Raw genomic sequence first — 17,471 nt, forward strand, 5'->3', positions numbered from 1 at the left:
GGCGCGGTCGGCGCGGGCCCGGGCGTCGGCGGCGGCCCGCCGCTGCGCCGGGTGGCCGGGGCGCGCCTCCGCCGGCGGCGTCGCTCCGCGGCCGGCCAGCGACCGGCGGTTCTTGCCGCCGGTACCGGCGGTCGCGCCCTTCTTGCCCGCACCGGTCGTGCGGCCGCGGCGCTGGCTGTTGCCGGCCATCAGCGGGTCAGCTCCCATCGGGGTCCCTGGGGGGTGTCCTCGACGGAGACGCCGAGGGCGGTGAGCTGGTCCCGGATGGCGTCGGCCGCCGCGAAGTCCTTGCGGGCGCGGGCGGCCTGGCGCTGCTCGAGGGCCAGCGCGACCAGGCCGTCGGTGGCCTGCGCCAGCCGGTCGTCGGAGCCGGCCGCCCACTGCGGGTCCAGCGGGTCCAGGCCCAGCACGCCGAGCATGGCCCGCACCGAGCCGAGCGCGCCGGCGGCCGCGGCCTCGTCGCCGGCGGCGAGGGCCGTGTTGCCGTGTCGCACGGCCTCGTGGATCGCCGCCACGGCTGCCGGGGTGCTCAGGTCGTCGTCCATCGCGGTGGCGAAGTCGGCGCACAGCACGCGCGTACCGGCGTCGGCACCCACCCGCTCGGCCGCTCGCCGCACGAAGGACTCCAGGCGCTGGTAGGCGACACCCGCCTCGGCCAGCGCGTCGTCGGTGAACTCGATGGTCGAGCGGTAGTGCGGTGCGACCAGGTAGTAGCGCAGCTCCACCGGGCGGACCCGCTTCACGACCTCGTCGACGAGTGCCGTGTTGCCCAGCGACTTGCTCATCTTCTCGCCGCCGAGGGTCACCCAGCCGTTGTGCAGCCAGTACTGCGCGAACCCGTCACCGGCAGCGCGCGACTGGGCCTGCTCGTTCTCGTGGTGCGGGAAGCGCAGGTCCAGCCCGCCGCCGTGGATGTCGAACTCCGCGCCCAGGTACCGCCCGGCCATCGCCGAGCACTCAAGGTGCCAGCCCGGCCGGCCGCGGCCCCACGGGGTGGGCCAGGACGCCGTCTCGGGCTCGCCGTCCTTGTGCGCCTTCCAGAGGGCGAAGTCACGGGGGTCGCGCTTGCGCGCGTCGGTCTCGGTGTCGGCGGCCGGCTGCAGGTCCTCGACCTTCTGGCCGGTGAGCGCCCCGTACTCGGGGAACGAGCGGACGTCGAAGTACACGTCACCGTCGACGGCGTACGCGTGCCCGCGCTCGATCAGCCGCTCCATGAGCGCCACCATGTCCGGCACGTGCCCGGTCGCGCGGGGCTCGTACGTCGGCGGGAGGACGCCGAGGACGTCGTAGGCCCGCGTGCAGGCGCGCTCGTACTCGTAGGCCCAGGCCCACCACGGGACGCCGTGCTCGGCGCCCTTGGCCAGGATCTTGTCCTCGATGTCGGTGACGTTGCGGATGTAGGTGACCTCGAGGCCGCCGACGGTCAGCCACCGGCGGAGCACGTCGAAGTTCAGCGCGGCCCGGACGTGCCCGATGTGCGGCGGACCCTGGACGGTGAGCCCGCACACGTAGACGGACGCCTGACCGGCACGCAGGGGCGTGAAGTCGCGGACCGCACGGGCGGCCGTGTCGTACAGGCGGAGGCTCACCGCGCGAAGTCTACGGAGCGCGGGTTCGGCACTGCGCGGAGTCTAGGAACGCCGGCGCAGGCGCCTCTCCCGGAGGACCAGCGCGGTCGCGATCGCGGCCCGCCCCTCGTCGCGGCCGGTCAGCCCCAGCCCGTCGGTGGTGGTGGCGCTGACGCTCACCGGCGCACCGAGCGCAGCGGACAGGACGGCCTCGGCCTCGGCCCGCCGCGGCCCCAGCTTCGGGCTGGTCGCGATCAGTTGCACCGACGCGTTGCCGACCCGCCAGCCGGACGTTCGGAGCACCTCCTGGACGTGCTCGAGCACCGCCACCCCGCGGGCGCCGGCCCAGCGCGGGTCGTCGGTGCCCAGCAGTCCGCCGATGTCGCCGAGCCCGGCCGCCGACAGCACCGCGTCGACGAGCGCGTGCGCGACGACGTCGCCGTCCGAGTGCCCGGCACAGCCGTCGGCACCGGGCCAGTCCAGCCCGGCGATCGCGCACGGTCGACCGGCCTCGATCGGGTGCACGTCGGTGCCGATGCCCACCCGTGGGACCTCTGTCATGCCCTCACCGCCTGCAGTTCGGCCAGCGCGAGATCGTGCGCCACGGTGATCTTCGCGGCCCGCTCGTCGCCCTTGACGGTCTGCACCGGCACCCCCGCCGCGCGGACCACGGCGGCGTCATCGGTGAGCTCGACGCCATCGGGAAGTGCGTCGTAGGCATCCTCGAGGGTGCGGCGGTCGAAGCCCTGCGGGGTCTGCACCCGACGCAGCGTCGCACGCGGGACGGCGTCGGTGACGATGCCCTGGCCGTCGACGACCACGGTGGTGTCGACGACGGGGAGCACGGGCACGACGGCGCGGGCACCCGCGGCGAGGGCCCGGAGCACCCGGGCGACGACGTCGGGGGGCGTCAGCGGGCGGGCGGCGTCGTGCACGAGGACGGCGTCGACCGGGGGGCAACCGGGGCCGGTCACGGCGGCCAGCGCCGCCCTCACCGACGCGGTCCGGGTCGCGCCGCCGTCGACCAGCCGGACACCGGGCAGAGCCGCGGCGAACTCCGTGCGCCGCTCCGGCGGGACGGCCACGACGACCTCGGCAGCACCGCCCGCGCGCAGCGTGTCCACCGCCCAGGCGACCAGCGGCCGGCCGGCGAGCGGGACCAGCGCCTTCGGGAGGTCCGCCCCCAGACGCAGACCACTCCCGGCCGCTGCGACGATGCCGACAGCGTGCACGGGAGTGGTCTGGGTGGAGCGGGAGAGCGCGGGGCTCAGCTGGCGAGCACCTCGTCGAGCAGGATCTCGGCCTTGTCCTCGTTGGTGCCCTCGGCGAGCGCGAGCTCGCTGACCAGGATCTGACGGGCCTTGGAGAGCATGCGCTTCTCCCCCGCCGACAGACCGCGGTCCTTGTCGCGGCGCCACAGGTCGCGGACGACCTCGGCCACCTTGTTCACGTCACCCGAGGCGAGCTTCTCGAGGTTCGCCTTGTAGCGACGCGACCAGTTCGTCGGCTCCTCGGTGTGCGGGGCGCGGAGCACCTCGAACACTCGGTTGAGCCCCTCCTGACCGACGACGTCACGGACGCCGACGATCTCTGCGTTATCGGCCGGAACCCGGACGGTCAGGTCGCCCTGGGCGACCTTCAGTACGAGGTAGGCCCTCTCGACGCCCTTGATGGTCCGCTGCTCGATCGCCTCGATCAGTGCGGCACCGTGGTGCGGGTAGACGACAGTCTCGCCGACAGTGAAGCCCATGTGGATGTGACCCCTTTCGCTGTCCCCAGGTTACCACGGCAGACTGACGAACGGATCGGGATCGAGCAGTAAATATGCAGGTCAGCGCCTTGATACACGACGTCGGAGGGGTTGACAGAGGCATGGTCGATGTGCCTGCGCGGCCCGGTGGGCCGGCCCTCTTGCGCGCCCTCGTCCTCGCCACGCACGCCGGTCCGACGGTCGCGGTCACGCTCGTGTCGACCCTGCTGGCGGTCGCCGCCGACCTCCCCCCAGGGCGCGTGGCGCTGCTCGGCATCGCCGTCCTCGCAGGTCAGGCGTCCATCGGGTGGAGCAACGACTGGCTGGACGCCGACCGCGACCGTGCCGTCGGGCGGACGGACAAGCCGGTCGTGCAGGGCGGGGTGACCCCCGGACTGCTCCGCTCGGCGGCCCTCGCGGCCGCCGGGGTCGCCGTCGTCCTCTCGCTCCTGCTCGGCGTCGTGCCCGGCTTGCTGCTGCTCACCCTCGTGGGCAGTGGGTGGGCCTACAACGCCGGACTCAAACGCACGTGGGCGTCGTGGGTGGGGTACGTGGTCGGCTTCGGCGCGCTGCCGGCCGGGGTCGTCGCCGCGGCACCCGGGACGCCGTCGGCGCCGTGGTGGCTCGTCGCCGCGGGGGCGGCGCTCGGCGGGGCCGCGCACCTGGCCAACGTCGCCCCCGACCTGGAGGACGACCTGGCGACGGGCGTCCGCGGCCTCCCCCACCGGCTGGGGCCACGCGTCTCCGCACTGACCGCCGCGCTCCTGCTCGGCGGGGCGACCCTGGCGCTGGTCCTCGGTCCGGACGGTCCGCCGACGGCCACGGGCTGGGGCGCACTCGCCCTGGCGGTGCCCGCCGTGGTCCTCGCGGCGCTGGCCGGTGCGGCGCGGTTCCGCCGGGCGGCCTTCCCGGCGGTCATGCTGCTGACGGTGCTCGACGTGCTGCTGCTGCTGATCGGCGGGGCCACGGTCACCTGACCGCGGCCCCGCCGCTCCTCCGCGTCAGTCGCGCCCGTTGCCGTTCCCGCGGCCGTTGCCGTTGCCGCGGTCGCGGTCGTCCTCCGACGACTCCTCGACCTCGCTGGCGTCCTCGTCGTCCTCGACCTCGGGAGCGTCGGCGGTCTCCTCGGCCTCGGGAGCGTCGGCGGCGTCCTCGGCCTCTGTGCCGTCGTCGTCGCCACGACCCTTGCGGTCGTCGTTGCGCTCGTGCGCGGCGGAGCTGACCGCCTGGCCGGTCGCCCAGCCGTGGTTGGCGCCGTAGCTGACCCACTCACCGAAGGACTGCCCCTCGGCCGGGCCCTCCAGCCACTCGTCCTGCGTGAGCTCGGTGGCGTCGTCGGCCGGGGTCTCGGCGACCGGCGCCTCCTCGACCGGCGCCTCCTCGACCGGCGCCTCCTCGACGGGCGTCTCGTCCGCGGGCGGCTCCTCGACGGTCGTCTCGTCGGAGACGATCGAGGTGAAGGTGTCCTGCACCGGTCCGGGCAGGACGCCGGCGACACCGGCGCCGGTGACGGCCACCAGGACGATGCCGGCGCCGGTCGCGGCCTGGGCCACGGCTCCGGCGGAGAGGATCTTGGCGAGCAGGGCGGGGAAGAACATGGCGTAACGGCTCCGCTTCCGGACCCGGGACCTGCGCGACGGCGAGGCCCCGGCCGATCTGGCCGTCCGGGTGGACGGACTCGACTGGTCGAGAAGACCCGTGGCCAGCAGCTCGGCGAGGGCGGCGCTGGGCCGTCCCGGCGCGGTCGCCGTCCCCCGGACCGCCTCGGTGAAGGCGGCCAGACCGGCCGCCCGCTCCGGGACGGGCCGACCGGCGAGGAGCGCCTCGAAGGCGTCCTCGACGGCGGAGTCGTCGGCTGCTGTGGTCATCTCATCCCTGTCATCGCCGGAGGGCCGGAAAGGGGTGCGCGGGGGCGCCCACCTTTTCGGGGGAGTTCTCGAGCCGGTCCCGCAGGGTGCGCAGCCCGCGCCGCTGGAGCGCCTTGACCGACGCCGTCGACCGGCCCATGACCTGCGCGACCTGGTCGACGGTGAGGTCGGCCAGGATCCGGAGGAGCAGCACCGCCCGCTGGTCGTCGGGGAGCCCGGCGCACATCCGGTGGACGTCGGCCGCACCGAACCGCACGAGCACGTCGTCCTCGACGTCCCCCCCGACCAGACCGGTGAGGTCGTCGACCTCACCGGCCACCTGCGGACGACGGCTGCGGCGCCGCCAGTCGTCGACGAGACGGCGGTGGGCGATGGTGAAGACCCAGGCGCGCAGGGCGCCTTCGTCGCCGCTGAACCCGGCCAGGCCGGTGAACACCCCGAGGAAGGTCTCGCTGGCGAGGTCGTCGGGCTCGGCCGCGCCGTGCAGCCGCAGGTAGCCCGTGACCGCAGGGGCGAGATCCCGGTAGAGGACCTCGAAGGCCCACGCCGCACCCGCCTGGGCTGCGGTGAGGACGTCGTCGAACGGCAGACCCGTCCGCATGGCACCTCCGTCGCTCGACCTGTCCCCGTCCTTCCTTCATCGGCGGGCGGCGGCGAGAGCTGCACCGGTGCCGCCCGGACGGGGGACGCGCGGGCGTTCGCGCTTCCCTCCGGGCGAACCTGCCGGGGGGACCGATACGCTCGCCCCGATCCCGCGCCACCGATCACGCGGTGGGGCGGCCCCGAAGCTGTATGGAGGTCGACGGCTGTGAACCGCGCGCTGCGCGCCGCCACCATGGGCGTTCTGCTCCTGTCCCCCGTCGCGCTGTCCGCGTGCAGCGCGGGTCAGGTGAACCAGACCGCCGGTCAGGAGCGGGACAAGGTCGGCGCCATGGCCGAGGTCGGCGACATCGCCCTGCGCGCGGTCGACCTGGCCTACCCGCGCGGCGGCAGCTACGACGCGGGCGACGACGCAGATCTGCTGATGTCGATCTCGAACCAGGGCACCGAGGACGACACGCTCGTCGACATCAGCGGCGACGGGTTCGGCGACTACGAGGTCGACGACAGCACCGCCGAGAGCGGCAGCCGCGGCGCCACCGAGCTCGACATCCCCGCCGGCGCGCTCGTCCACGTCGACGGCGAGGACGTGACCGTGACGCTCACCGACCTCGACGAGTCGCTGACCACCGGGCAGACCCTCGAGATCACGCTCACGTTCGAGAACGCCGGCGAGGTCACGATCCCCGTGACGCCCGCGACGCCCGAGCGGGACATCCCCCGCGGCGAGGGCTTCGACTTCCACCACTCGGAGGGCGGCGAGGAGTAGCAGAAGGCCCCACGGCTCGCACGCTCGCCGCGGGCCCTGCAGAGGGACCGCGCCTGCGGCGAAGTGTCGGTGCCGCCGGTTAGCGTCGACCGTGTGGCCGCCCCAGGAGTGAAGTCCGCCCGCCCCGCGCACCGCTGCACCGAGTGCGGCTACGCCTCGGCCAAGTGGGTCGGACGGTGCCCCGAGTGCCAGGCATGGGGCAGCCTGCAGGAGGCCGGCGCCCCCGCGACCGGCCTGCGCGCCGTCGCGGCCGGCCCGGTCAGCGCACCGGCCCGGCCGATCGCCCAGGTGGAACTCGCCGGCGCTCGCGCCGTCCCCACCGGCATCCCGGAGTTCGACCGCGTCCTGGGCGGCGGGCTCGTTCCGGGCGCCGTCCTGCTCGTCGCCGGTGAGCCCGGCGTGGGCAAGTCGACGCTGCTGCTCGAGGTGGCGCACCGGGTCGCCGCCACGAACGGCCCCGCGCTGGTGGTGTCCGGCGAGGAGTCGGCCGGTCAGGTGCGGCTGCGCGCCGAGCGCATCGGCGCCCTGCACGAGCAGCTGTTCCTCGCCGCGGAGACCGAGCTGTCCGCCGTCCTCGCGCACGTCGAGGCGGTCAACCCCTCGCTGCTGGTCCTCGACAGCGTCCAGACCGTCCGGTCCCCCGCGGTCGACGGAACCGACGGCGGGGCGAGCCAGGTCCGTGCCGTCGCGGGGGCGCTGACCGCCGTCGCCAAGAGCCGCGGGATGACCACGATCCTGGTCGGCCACGTCACCAAGGACGGCGCGATCGCCGGACCGCGCACGCTGGAGCACCTGGTCGACGTCGTCGTCTCCTTCGACGGCGAACGGCACTCGACGCTCCGCCTGGTCCGCGCCACCAAGAACCGGTTCGGCCCCGCCGACGAGATCGGGTGCTTCGAGATCGGTGACAGCGGCGTCGTCGGCGTCCCCGACCCCTCGGCGCTGTTCGTCTCCCGCCGCTCCGCCCCGGTGCCGGGCAGCTGCGTCACGGTCACCCTCGAGGGCAGCCGGCCGCTGCTGGCCGAGGTTCAGGCCCTCGTGGCCAGCACGGGCGGGGGCGGCAACCCGCGCCGGGCGGTGAGCGGGCTGGACGCGCAGCGGGTCGCCATGGTCAACGCCGTCGTCGAGCGCCGCGGCCGCGTGAAGCTGGCCGAGTCCGACGTCTTCGCCGCCTCCGTCGGCGGCGTCCGGATCGCCGAGCCGGCCGCCGATCTCGCGCTGGCCCTGGCCATCGCCTCCGCGGCCAAGGACACCCCGCTCCCGGCCGGGCTGATCGCGCTGGGCGAGGTGGGCCTCTCCGGTGAGATCCGCCGCGTCGGGGGCACCGGGCGCCGGCTGGCCGAGGCCGCCCGCCAGGGCTACAAGGTGGCCCTGGTGCCGCCCGACGCCGGTGCCGGGCCGTCGGGGATGCGCCTGATCGAGGTACCCGACCTGGGCGCCGCCTTCACCGGCCTGTTCTAGATCGCTAGAGTCTCGTTATGCAGGCGTGGCGGTGAGTCGAGCCGCACCTGCGAGGACCCGAGCCCGGCCCCTGACGGGTCCGGCCACGTAGACTCAGCCGCCGCACCCTCTCGACCGTCAGGAGCGCTCGTGCCACCCGTTGTGGATTCCGAGGTCGCCCTGCGCGAGCTCCTCGGCCGCATCGCCCCGGGCACTGCTCTGCGCGACGGTCTGGAGCGGATCCTGGCCGGCCGGACGGGCGCGCTGATCGTCCTCGGCTACGACCGGGTCGTCGAGTCGCTGTGCACCGGCGGCTTCGCCCTCGACGTCGCCCTCTCGGCCACCCGGTTGCGGGAACTGGCCAAGATGGACGGCGCGGTGATCGTGTCCTACGACGGCACGCGCATCGTGCGGGCCGGCGTGCACCTGATGCCCGACCCCACCATCCCCACCGAGGAGTCGGGCACCCGGCACCGCACGGCCGAGCGGGTGGCCCTGCAGACCGGCTTCCCGGTCATCTCGGTCAGCCAGTCGATGCACATCATCAGCGTGTACGTGGCGGGGCGCCGGTACACCCTCGAGCACCCGACGACGATCCTCGCGCGGGCCAACCAGGCGCTGGCCGCGCTCGAGCGCTACAAGCTGCGGCTCGACGAGGTGGCCAGCACGCTGTCGGCGCTGGAGATCGAGGACCTCGTCACCGTCCGCGACGCGATGAGCGTGAGCCAGCGGCTGGAGATGGTCCGCCGGATCGCCGACGAGATCGAGGGCTTCGTCGTCGAGCTCGGCACCGACGGGCGCCTGCTGGCCCTGCAGCTCGACGAGATGCTGGCCGGTGTCGAGGAGGACCGCGGGCTGCTGGTCCGCGACTACCTGCCCGGCGGCGGCCGTCGTCCGAAGACCATCGACCAGGTCCTCACGGACCTGCGGGCATTGTCGGCCACCGAGCTGCTCGACCTGTCGGCGGTGGCCCGCTGCTACGGCCTGCCCACTTCGCCCGACGCGCTGGACTCTCCCGTCAGCCCGCGCGGCTACCGGCTGCTCAACCGCGTCCCGCGGCTGCCCGCGGGCATCATCGACCGGCTCGTCGACCACTTCGGCGGGCTGCAGAAGCTGCTCGCCGCCACGATCGAGGACCTGCTGGCCGTCGAGGGGGTCGGCGAGGCGCGTGCGCGCGGCATCCGCGAGGGCCTCTCCCGCCTGGCCGAGACGTCGATCCTCGACCGCTACAGCTGATCGGCAGGCGCGGGCCGTTCGGCCCGTCCTCGACCGTCGTGCGCCCCTGACCGGGTCCGGCCCGAGCCGAGCACGCTGCAGGCGTGAACACGTCGCCCGTGAGCTCCCGGCGCGCCGCCCGTCTGGCTGCGGCGGCGGTCTGCCTCGGCGTGGGGGTGCTCTACGCCGTCCTGTTCTTCCTGGTGGCCGACGCCGAGGCAGGGGCGAGCGAGAACACCTACGGGGCGTACCTGCTCCTGGCCGTCCCGTACCTCGCCGGCGGGGTGCTGCTCGCCACTGTCGCCCGGCGGGGACTGTGGGTTTCGACCGCCGTGCTGCAGATCGTCGTGCTCGTGCTGTTCGTGCTGTTCGCGGTGGGCGGGTCCCGCCCGGGCGTCTTCGAGTACGAGGCGCTCAGCGGCCTGCACATGGCGGTGTGGGCCGCGGTGATCACCGGTGCGCAGGTCGTCCTGCTCGGGCTGCTCGGCTACCTGATCGGCACGTCGGCCCGCTCCAGCACGTCGACTCCCGCCCGGCCGGCCGGGTGACCGGTCAGCCGAGGGTGAAGGGCGCGTCGGGCGAGACCTTGGTGTCCAGCCGGCCGCGCAGGACGTAGTTCCCCGGCGGCGGGGTCACGCGCGCCGCGGTGCACGTCGGTTCGCTGGTCAGCCCGCCCCAGACGATGGGGAAGGCCACCACTTCTCCGGGCGCCAGCGTGCGGGTGTCGTCGCTGGCCTCGGGGAAGCAGTCGTTGCTGCCCCAGACGCGGGTGCCGGCGCCGTCGAGCAGCACGAGTTCCTGCAGGCCCTTGTCGAGCGCGCGCAGGCACGGCACGGCCGACGTGTTCGTCACGACCAGCTCGAAGGTCGGCTTGCTGCCGGCGACCGCCGAGGCCGGAGCCCGGACCGCGAGGCCGATCATCTCGTCGGTGCACGGCGAACCGGGGGCGGGGCCGGCGGGCGTCGCCGGCGAGGATGCTTCCGCGGCGACGGTCGACGTCGGCGGCGTGGGGGTGCGCACGCTGGCCAGCGAGGGGACGACGCGGTCCAGCGCCGGGATCTCGGTGCTGCGGGAAGCCTGGCCGGTGACCCCGCCGGGCGACGAGCCGTCCCCGTCGGTCCACAGCGTCCAGCCCAGCCAGCCGCCACCGCCCAGGAGCGCCAGCAGCACGACCAGCAACACCAGGCGTCGCCGCCAGTAGACGGCCGCGGGGAGGGGGCCGACCGGGTGCAACACGCCGGGAACGCTAGTAGGCCTCGTGCGCCAGCGGTCGGTCGGCACGCCGCCCCCGTGGCCGGGCAGACTGGCTTCCCGTGGCCAGCTCACCCGTCCCGCGCACCAGCCCCTCAGGTCTCTCGCGGCCGGAGATCGGCGACGTCGTCGTGGACTGGTACGCGACCGCCGCGCGGGACCTGCCGTGGCGCCGGCCCGGGGTGGACGCGTGGGCGGTCCTGGTCAGCGAGGTGATGCTGCAGCAGACCCCGGTCGCTCGGGTCGAGCCGGTCTGGCGGGCGTGGCTGGAGCGCTGGCCCACGCCCGCCGACCTCGCGGAGGCCACTCCCGCCGAGGTCATCCGCGCCTGGGGGAAGCTCGGCTACCCGCGACGGGCGCTGCGGCTGCGCGAGGCAGCCGTCGCCGTCGTCGAGCGGCACGGCGGTGTGGTCCCCGCCGAGGTGGCCGCGCTCGAGGCCCTGCCGGGCGTCGGCACGTACACCGCGCGGGCCGTTGCGTGCTTCGGGTACGGCCAGGCCCACCCCGTCGTCGACACCAACGTCCGGCGAGTGGTGGCCCGGGTGCTGCACGGTCGCGCCGAGGCCGGCACCGCGCGGGCAGCCGACCTGGACGACGTCCTGGCGCTCACCCCGACCGATCCCGACCGGGCCGTCCGATTCTCGGTGGCGGCGATGGAGCTCGGTGCGCTGGTGTGCGTGGCCGGCACCCCGCGCTGCGGCGTCTGCCCGGTCCGCGACCTCTGCGCCTGGCGACTGGCCGGCTCCCCGCCCGACGACGGCCCGCCGAGGCGGGTGCAGAAGTTCGCCGGCACCGACCGGCAGGTGCGCGGGCGGCTGCTCGACGTCCTCCGGGCCGCCCACCATCCGGTGGAGGCCGCGGGGCTCGACGCCGTCTGGGACGACGCCGTCCAGCGGTCCCGATGCCTCGACTCCCTGCTCACCGACGGCCTGGTCGAGCAGACCGCCGACGGCCTCTTCACGCTCCCGGGGAGTTGATCATCGGATGCGTGCACGGGACACGGTCGGACGCGCCGCCATGGCGGGCACTGATCCGATGATCAACTCCTGCGGCAGCGATGGATCAGCAAGGCCCTTGGGCAGATGCCCCCCGTGCGGACGGCGACAGGGGCCGCCCCCACCTCGCGGCGGGAACGGCCCCTGTCGGTCGCGCGGACTACGTGGCGTCGGCTGCCGCCGGGCCCTCCTCGTCGGACCCGCCCTCGGCGCCCGAGAGGGCGACGGGCGGGGTGTCGGGGAGGTCGATCGGCTTGGGCTCGCCGCGGAAGGTGAACTTCTGCGCCGCCCCCTCCGCCTCGTCGACGTCGACCACGATGATCTGACCCGCCGTGATCTCGCCGTAGAGGATCTTCTCGCTCAGCGCGTCCTCGATCTCCCGCTGGATGGTCCGGCGCAGCGGCCGAGCCCCCAGCACCGGGTCGAAGCCGCGGTGCGCCAGCAGCTTCTTGGCCGCGGGCGTGATCTCGAGCGCCATGTCCTTGTTCGACAGCTGGGTCTCGACGCGGGCGATCATGAGGTCGACGATCTCGATGATCTCGTTCTCGGTCAGCTGGTGGAACACGACGATGTCGTCGATGCGGTTGAGGAACTCCGGCCGGAAGTGCTGCTTGAGCTCGTCGTGGACCTTCGTCTTCATCCGCTCGTAGTTCGACGCGGTGTCGTTCCCGGCCTGGAAGCCGAGGCCGACCGCCTTCGAGATGTCCCGCGTCCCGAGGTTGGTCGTGAGGATCAGGATCGTGTTCTTGAAGTCCACGATCCGGCCCTGACCGTCGGTGAGCCGGCCGTCCTCCAGCACCTGCAGGAGCGTGTTGAACACGTCCGCGTGCGCCTTCTCGATCTCGTCGAAGAGCACCACCGAGAACGGCTTGCGGCGCACCTTCTCGGTCAGCTGCCCACCCTCGTCGTAGCCGACGTAGCCGGGAGGGGCACCGACCAGGCGCGACACGGTGAACCGGTCGTGGAACTCGCCCATGTCGATCTGGATGAGGGCGTCGTCCTCGCCGAAGAGGAAGCTCGCGAGCGCCTTGGCCAGCTCGGTCTTACCGACACCGGAGGGGCCGGCGAAGATGAACGAGCCGCCGGGACGGCGCGGGTCCTTGAGACCTGCGCGCGTGCGCCGGATGGCCTGGCTGACGCTCTTGATGGCCTCTTCCTGGCCGATGATGCGCTTGTGGAGCTCGTCCTCCATGCGCAGGAGACGGGTGGTCTCCTCCTCGGTCAGCTTGAAGACGGGGATGCCGGTCCAGTTGGCCAGCACCTCGGCGATCTGCTCGTCGTCGACCTCGGCGACGACGTCCATGTCGCCGGCCTTCCACTGCTTCTCGCGCTCGGCCTTCTCGCCCAGGAGCTGCTTCTCGGTGTCGCGCAGCGACGCGGCCTTCTCGAAGTCCTGCGCGTCGATCGCCGACTCCTTCTCGCGGCGGATGGCCGCGATCCGGTCGTCGAACTCGCGCAGGTCCGGCGGGGCGGTCATCCGCTTGATCCGCATGCGGGCGCCGGCCTCGTCGATCAGGTCGATCGCCTTGTCGGGCAGGAAGCGGTCGGAGATGTACCGGTCGGCCAGCGTCGCGGCAGCCACGAGCGCGCTGTCGGTGATGCTGATCCGGTGGTGCGCCTCGTAGCGGTCGCGCAGACCCTTGAGGATCTCGATGGTGTGCTGCAGCGTCGGCTCGCCCACCTGGATGGGCTGGAACCGGCGCTCGAGCGCGGCGTCCTTCTCCAGGTGCTTGCGGTACTCGTCGAGCGTGGTGGCGCCGATGGTCTGCAGCTCGCCCCGGGCCAGCATCGGCTTGAGGATGCTGGCGGCGTCGATCGCGCCCTCCGCGGCACCCGCCCCGACGAGGGTGTGGATCTCGTCGATGAACAGGATGATGTCGCCGCGGGTGCGGATCTCCTTGAGGACCTTCTTCAGCCGCTCCTCGAAGTCACCGCGGTAGCGGGAGCCGGCGACCAGCGCGCCGAGGTCGAGGGTGTAGAGCTGCTTGTCCTTCAGCGTCTCGGGGACCTCGCCCTTGACGATCGCCTGGGCCAGGCCCTCGACGACGGCGGTCTTGCCGACGCCGGGCTCACCGATGAGGACGGGGTTGTTCTTGGTCCGCCGCGACAGGACCTGCATGACCCGCTCGATCTCCTTGGCCCGCCCGATGACCGGGTCGAGCTTGGAATCGCGCGCGGCCTGGGTCAGGTTGCGGCCGAACTGGTCGAGGACCAGGGAGGTCGACGGGGTGCCCTCGGCGGGGCCGCCGGCCGCGGCCGGCTCCTTGCCCTGGTAGCCCGAGAGCAGCTGGATGACCTGCTGGCGGACCCGGTTGAGGTCGGCGCCGAGCTTCACGAGTACCTGGGCGGCGACGCCCTCGCCCTCGCGGATCAGGCCGAGCAGGATGTGCTCGGTGCCGATGTAGTTGTGGCCGAGCTGCAGCGCCTCGCGCAGGGACAGCTCGAGCACCTTCTTCGCCCGCGGGGTGAAGGGGATGTGCCCGGACGGGGCCTGCTGGCCCTGGCCGATGATCTCCTCCACCTGCTGCCGGACACCCTCGAGCGAGATGCCGAGGGACTCGAGCGCCTTCGCGGCGACACCCTCACCCTCGTGGATCAGACCCAGGAGGATGTGCTCGGTGCCGATGTAGTTGTGGTTGAGCATCCGCGCCTCTTCCTGGGCGAGGACGACCACGCGGCGGGCTCGGTCGGTGAACCGTTCGAACATCTGCTCATTCTCCTTCGACCGGCTGGTCCGGCACTGCTCTCCCCGAGGCTGGGGAAGGAGCACCCGACATCCGTCGGCGCGCTGGGGCACCGGTCTTTCCACTGTAGTCGCGGACCACGCCGTCCCGTCGTCGTGCGGACGCCGGCGGTGGATGGCTGTCCGGTCCAACGGCCGGGGCCGGTGACGGATTCCGCCGTCGTTACGCCGTCAGCGGACGCGGGACCACGGACCCCTCACCGCAGATGGCCTGCGGTCGGAGCACCGCGGCACCGCGAGGCGCCGCCGGGACGACGACGGCCCGGCTCCCCGAACGGGGAACCGGGCCGGCCGGCGCGTGGACACGCGCGGACGTCACACGGGCATCAATGGTGCCGGGCTGGAGCGGCGGCCCCGTCCAGAGGCTCGCCCTGAGCGTGCGAAGGGCGAGGAGGACGGGGTGTTTTTCAGTGGGCGGACTCGTAGGCCTCGACGACCGACGCCGGGATGCGGCCGCGGTCGCTGACGGCGTGGCCGTTCTTGCGGGCCCAGTCGCGGATCGCGCCGGCCTGCTCGCGGTCCATGCGACCACCGGTGGCGCGGGAGCGGCCACCGCCGGACGCGCGGGTGCCACGGCCCACCTTGCGGGCGGCGGAGACGTAGCGCGAGAAGACCTCGCGCATTTCCTTGGCGTTCTTGTCAGCCAGATCGATCTCGTAGGACGTGCCGTCAAGTGCGAAACTGACGGTCTCGTCGGCGGAGAGGTTCTCGTCGAGGTCGTCGCTGAGGATGACCTGAACCTTACGCGCCATTAATGTGCCTCACCTTTGTACAGCGGCCGGGAGCCGGGCGGAATAGCCGCCCGTGCGGGGCGACCACTCCATTGCACCACGACTGCACGCAATTGTGCAATTGTGCGACACGACTCTTGGCAGCGTGCAAACGATTCAGGCCGGTTCTCTTTCGCTAGTTGGTAATCGGCCGTACGAGCGGAAAGAGGATGGTCTCCCGGATGCCCAGCCCGGTGAGCGTCATCATCAGCCGGTCCATGCCCATGCCCATGCCTCCGGTCGGAGGCATTCCGTACTCGAGGGCCTCGAGGAAGTCCTCGTCGACGACCATCGCCTCCGGGTCGCCGGCCGCCGCCATCGCCGCCTGTGCCGTGAAGCGCTCGCGCTGGGCCACCGGGTCGACCAGTTCCGAGTAGGCCGTCGCCCGCTCGACGCCGCCGATGTAGAGGTCCCACTTCTCCGCGAGGCCCGGCTGCGAGCGGTGCGCGCGCGTGAGCGGGGACGTGTCGAGCGGGTAGTCCATGACGAAGGTCGGCGCCTGCAGCGTGGGCTGGACCAGGGCCTCGAACAGCTCCTCCACGACCTTGCCCGGCACCCACGCGGGGTCGACGCCCACGTCGTGCCGATCCGCGAGGGCGCGCAGCTTCTCGACGGGGGTCTCCGGGCCGACCTCCTCGTCCACGGCCTCGGACACCACCTGGTAGAGCGGCACCTGCCGCCACTCCCCCGACAGATCGATCTCGGTGCCGTCGTGGTGCCGGGCGACGTGGTCGCCGAACAGCGCGGCGCAGCACTCCTGCGTCAGTTCGCGGGTGAGCGTCGCCATCACCTGGTAATCGGCGTAGGCCTGGTACGTCTCGAGCATCGCGAACTCCGGCGAGTGGGTGCTGTCGGCACCCTCGTTGCGGAAGTTGCGGTTGATCTCGAAGACCCGGTCCAGCCCGCCGACGATGCAGCGCTTGAGGAACAGCTCCGGCGCGATGCGCAGGTACAGTTCAAGGTCGAACGCATTCATGTGCGTCCGGAACGGGCGCGCCGTGGCCCCACCGTGCACCGTCTGCAGCATCGGCGTCTCGACTTCGAGAAATCCTCGGTTTCCCAACCCCTCGCGCAGCGTCGAATTGACGACGGCCCGCTGGCGAACTGTCCGCCGCGCCTCGTCGCGGACGATGAGGTCGACATAGCGGCGGCGGACGCGCAATTCCTCGCTCATCGGCTTGTGCGCGACGGGCAGCGGTCGCAGCGCCTTCGCGGCGAGTTCCCAGGAATCGGCGAAGACCGACAACTCGCCGCGCCGCGACGTGCCGACCTCACCGGTGACGAGGACGTGGTCACCGAGGTCGATGTCGGCCTTCCAGGCGGCCAGCGACTCCTCGCCGACCCGGTCGCGGGAGAGCATCACCTGCAGTTCGGCGTCGCCCTCGCGCAGGGTCGCGAAGCAGAGCTTCCCGGTGTTGCGGCTGAAGATCACCCGGCCGGTGATCCCCACCTTCTCGCCGGTCATCGTGTCCGGCGGCAGGTCGGGGTGCGCGGCGCGGACGGCGGCGAGCGTGGTGGTCCGCGCGACGCTCACCGGGTAGGGGTCGACACCGGCCTCCCGGAGCCGGTCCAGCTTGGCCCGGCGGACCCGGAGCTGCTCGGGGAGTTCGTCGACGTCGTCCGGTACGGCGGGGGGACCTTCGCTCACGGGGCTTGAGCCTACGGGGACGCCGGACGGCGGCTCGGCGGGTGACGGTCGGCCGCCTGGTGGCGCTCGAAAGCCAACCGGAGCCCGTGCACGGTGAGGTCGGGTTCCCGCTCGCCGATCGAGCGGCAGCTGTCCACGACGACGGGGGCCAGCCCGCCGGTGGCGACGACGACCGGCGCGGCCCGGAACTGGGCGACGATCTCCGCCGCGATCCGCGACACCAGCCCGTCGACCAGTCCGGCGAAGCCGAGCACCAGGCCCGACTGCAGCGCCGCCACGGTGTTCTTCCCGATGGCGTGCGGTGGGCGGGTGAGCTCCACCGAGCGCAGCTGGGCCGCCCGGTTGGCCAGCGCGTCGAGGCTGACCTCGACGCCGGGCGCGAGGGCGCCGCCGAGGAACTGACCGTCCGGGCCGACGGCGTCGACGTTGGTGGACGTGCCGAAGTCGACGACGACCACCGGCCGGCCCGCGCCGCCGGGCCCCCGGCCGAACATCTCGTGCGCGGCCAGCGCGGTCACCACCCGGTCGGCGCCGACCTCGCGCGGGTTGTCGACGTGCAGCGGGACGCCGGTGCGCACCCCGGGGCCGATCAGCACGACCGGCACCTCGAGCGAGTCGAGCAGCTGGCGCAGCGACGGCAGCAGGGCGGGCACGGTCGAGCACGCGGAGACGCCGGTGATCTCGGTGTCGCGCAGCAGCCCCCGCCACAGCATCCGCAGCTCGTCGGCGGTGGCCCGGGGGGCCGTGGTCACCCGCCAGGAGCCGACCCGGCGGTCGCCGTCGAAGGTGGCGAGGACGGTCTGGCTGTTGCCGACGTCGACGGTCAGCAGCACGGCGCAGCCCGCCATCGCAGG

Annotated in this window: 17 protein-coding genes and 1 pseudogene; 6 read left to right on the forward strand and 12 right to left on the reverse strand. The window is 73.2% G+C overall.

Features of this window, described 5'->3' with window-relative positions:
* The 5 genes and pseudogenes from ABD644_RS20955 to ABD644_RS20975 all read right to left on the reverse strand — a co-directional run.
* A pseudogene (locus ABD644_RS20955) lies at positions 1–207 on the reverse strand (23S rRNA (guanosine(2251)-2'-O)-methyltransferase RlmB); the annotation flags it as partial.
* Positions 189–1,589 (reverse strand): cysteine--tRNA ligase, encoded by a 1,401-nt coding sequence (cysS, locus tag ABD644_RS20960; RefSeq protein WP_344691005.1) that lies wholly within the window; start codon positions 1,587–1,589, stop codon positions 189–191. The gene cysS and the pseudogene ABD644_RS20955, both read right to left, overlap by 19 nt.
* Positions 1,590–1,631: 42 nt before the next feature.
* A complete protein-coding gene (ispF, locus tag ABD644_RS20965) occupies positions 1,632–2,129 on the reverse strand; it encodes a 2-C-methyl-D-erythritol 2,4-cyclodiphosphate synthase (protein ID WP_344691006.1) in 498 nt (165 codons plus the stop codon).
* Entirely contained in the window at positions 2,126–2,800 is a 675-nt protein-coding gene (ispD, locus tag ABD644_RS20970; protein WP_344691007.1) for a 2-C-methyl-D-erythritol 4-phosphate cytidylyltransferase, read from the reverse strand. The genes ispF and ispD overlap by 4 nt, the downstream gene beginning before the upstream one ends.
* A gap of 35 nt (positions 2,801–2,835) precedes the next feature.
* Complete coding sequence (locus tag ABD644_RS20975; RefSeq protein WP_344691008.1) at positions 2,836–3,318, reverse strand: CarD family transcriptional regulator; 483 nt, start codon at positions 3,316–3,318, stop codon at positions 2,836–2,838.
* Between the two features lie 122 nt (positions 3,319–3,440).
* On the opposite strand from ABD644_RS20975, the gene ABD644_RS20980 reads away from it, so the two are divergent.
* Positions 3,441–4,295, forward strand: a complete 855-nt coding sequence (locus ABD644_RS20980) for a UbiA family prenyltransferase (protein WP_344691009.1) — start codon at positions 3,441–3,443, stop codon at positions 4,293–4,295.
* Between the two features lie 24 nt (positions 4,296–4,319).
* Here ABD644_RS20980 and ABD644_RS20985 read toward each other — a convergent pair whose 3' ends face one another.
* Together ABD644_RS20985 and ABD644_RS20990 are read right to left on the reverse strand one after the other, a co-directional pair.
* Positions 4,320–5,186 carry a hypothetical protein gene (locus ABD644_RS20985; RefSeq protein ID WP_344691010.1) on the reverse strand — a complete coding sequence of 289 codons (867 nt, stop codon included), beginning with the start codon at positions 5,184–5,186 and terminating at the stop codon, positions 4,320–4,322.
* Between the two features lie 10 nt (positions 5,187–5,196).
* Complete coding sequence (locus ABD644_RS20990; protein WP_344691011.1) at positions 5,197–5,787, reverse strand: RNA polymerase sigma factor; 591 nt, start codon at positions 5,785–5,787, stop codon at positions 5,197–5,199.
* 207 nt (positions 5,788–5,994) lie between these two features.
* Here ABD644_RS20990 and ABD644_RS20995 point away from each other — a divergent pair, with 207 nt between their 5' ends.
* The 4 genes from ABD644_RS20995 to ABD644_RS21010 all read left to right on the forward strand — a co-directional run bounded on the left by ABD644_RS20995 (position 5,995) and on the right by ABD644_RS21010 (position 9,758).
* Positions 5,995–6,555, forward strand: coding sequence for a copper chaperone PCu(A)C (locus ABD644_RS20995; protein WP_344691012.1), 561 nt, complete (start codon positions 5,995–5,997; stop codon positions 6,553–6,555).
* A 93-nt stretch (positions 6,556–6,648) separates the two neighbouring features.
* Positions 6,649–8,016, forward strand: a complete 1,368-nt coding sequence (radA, locus tag ABD644_RS21000) for a DNA repair protein RadA (RefSeq protein WP_344691013.1) — start codon at positions 6,649–6,651, stop codon at positions 8,014–8,016.
* Positions 8,017–8,145: 129 nt separating this feature from the next.
* Entirely contained in the window at positions 8,146–9,231 is a 1,086-nt protein-coding gene (disA, locus tag ABD644_RS21005) for a DNA integrity scanning diadenylate cyclase DisA (protein WP_344691014.1), read from the forward strand.
* Between the two features lie 83 nt (positions 9,232–9,314).
* Entirely contained in the window at positions 9,315–9,758 is a 444-nt protein-coding gene (locus tag ABD644_RS21010; protein ID WP_344691015.1) for a hypothetical protein, read from the forward strand.
* A 4-nt stretch (positions 9,759–9,762) separates the two neighbouring features.
* On the opposite strand, the gene ABD644_RS21015 is transcribed toward ABD644_RS21010, so the two are convergent.
* A complete protein-coding gene (locus tag ABD644_RS21015; RefSeq protein WP_344691016.1) occupies positions 9,763–10,446 on the reverse strand; it encodes a MucR family transcriptional regulator in 684 nt (227 codons plus the stop codon).
* 77 nt (positions 10,447–10,523) lie between these two features.
* Between ABD644_RS21015 and ABD644_RS21020 the strand changes: the two genes are divergently transcribed.
* The gene (locus ABD644_RS21020; protein ID WP_344691017.1) at positions 10,524–11,438 is read left to right on the forward strand and encodes an HhH-GPD family protein; all 915 of its coding nucleotides are present in this window, start codon (positions 10,524–10,526) and stop codon (positions 11,436–11,438) included.
* Positions 11,439–11,616: 178 nt separating this feature from the next.
* Here ABD644_RS21020 and ABD644_RS21025 read toward each other — a convergent pair whose 3' ends face one another.
* The 4 genes from ABD644_RS21025 to ABD644_RS21040 all read right to left on the reverse strand — a co-directional run bounded on the left by ABD644_RS21025 (position 11,617) and on the right by ABD644_RS21040 (position 17,465).
* Complete coding sequence (locus ABD644_RS21025) at positions 11,617–14,163, reverse strand: ATP-dependent Clp protease ATP-binding subunit (protein ID WP_344691018.1); 2,547 nt, start codon at positions 14,161–14,163, stop codon at positions 11,617–11,619.
* A 443-nt stretch (positions 14,164–14,606) separates the two neighbouring features.
* Positions 14,607–14,951: a histone-like nucleoid-structuring protein Lsr2 gene (locus ABD644_RS21030; RefSeq protein WP_344691019.1), complete on the reverse strand. Its 345-nt coding sequence runs from the start codon at positions 14,949–14,951 to the stop codon at positions 14,607–14,609.
* 154 nt (positions 14,952–15,105) lie between these two features.
* A complete protein-coding gene (gene lysS / locus ABD644_RS21035; RefSeq protein WP_344691020.1) occupies positions 15,106–16,617 on the reverse strand; it encodes a lysine--tRNA ligase in 1,512 nt (503 codons plus the stop codon).
* Between the two features lie 11 nt (positions 16,618–16,628).
* Positions 16,629–17,465 (reverse strand): type III pantothenate kinase, encoded by an 837-nt coding sequence (locus ABD644_RS21040; protein WP_344691021.1) that lies wholly within the window; start codon positions 17,463–17,465, stop codon positions 16,629–16,631.
* Positions 17,466–17,471 lie beyond the last annotated feature (6 nt).

The organism is Blastococcus jejuensis (assembly GCF_039534705.1).
GTDB lineage: Bacteria > Actinomycetota > Actinomycetes > Mycobacteriales > Geodermatophilaceae > Blastococcus_B > Blastococcus_B jejuensis.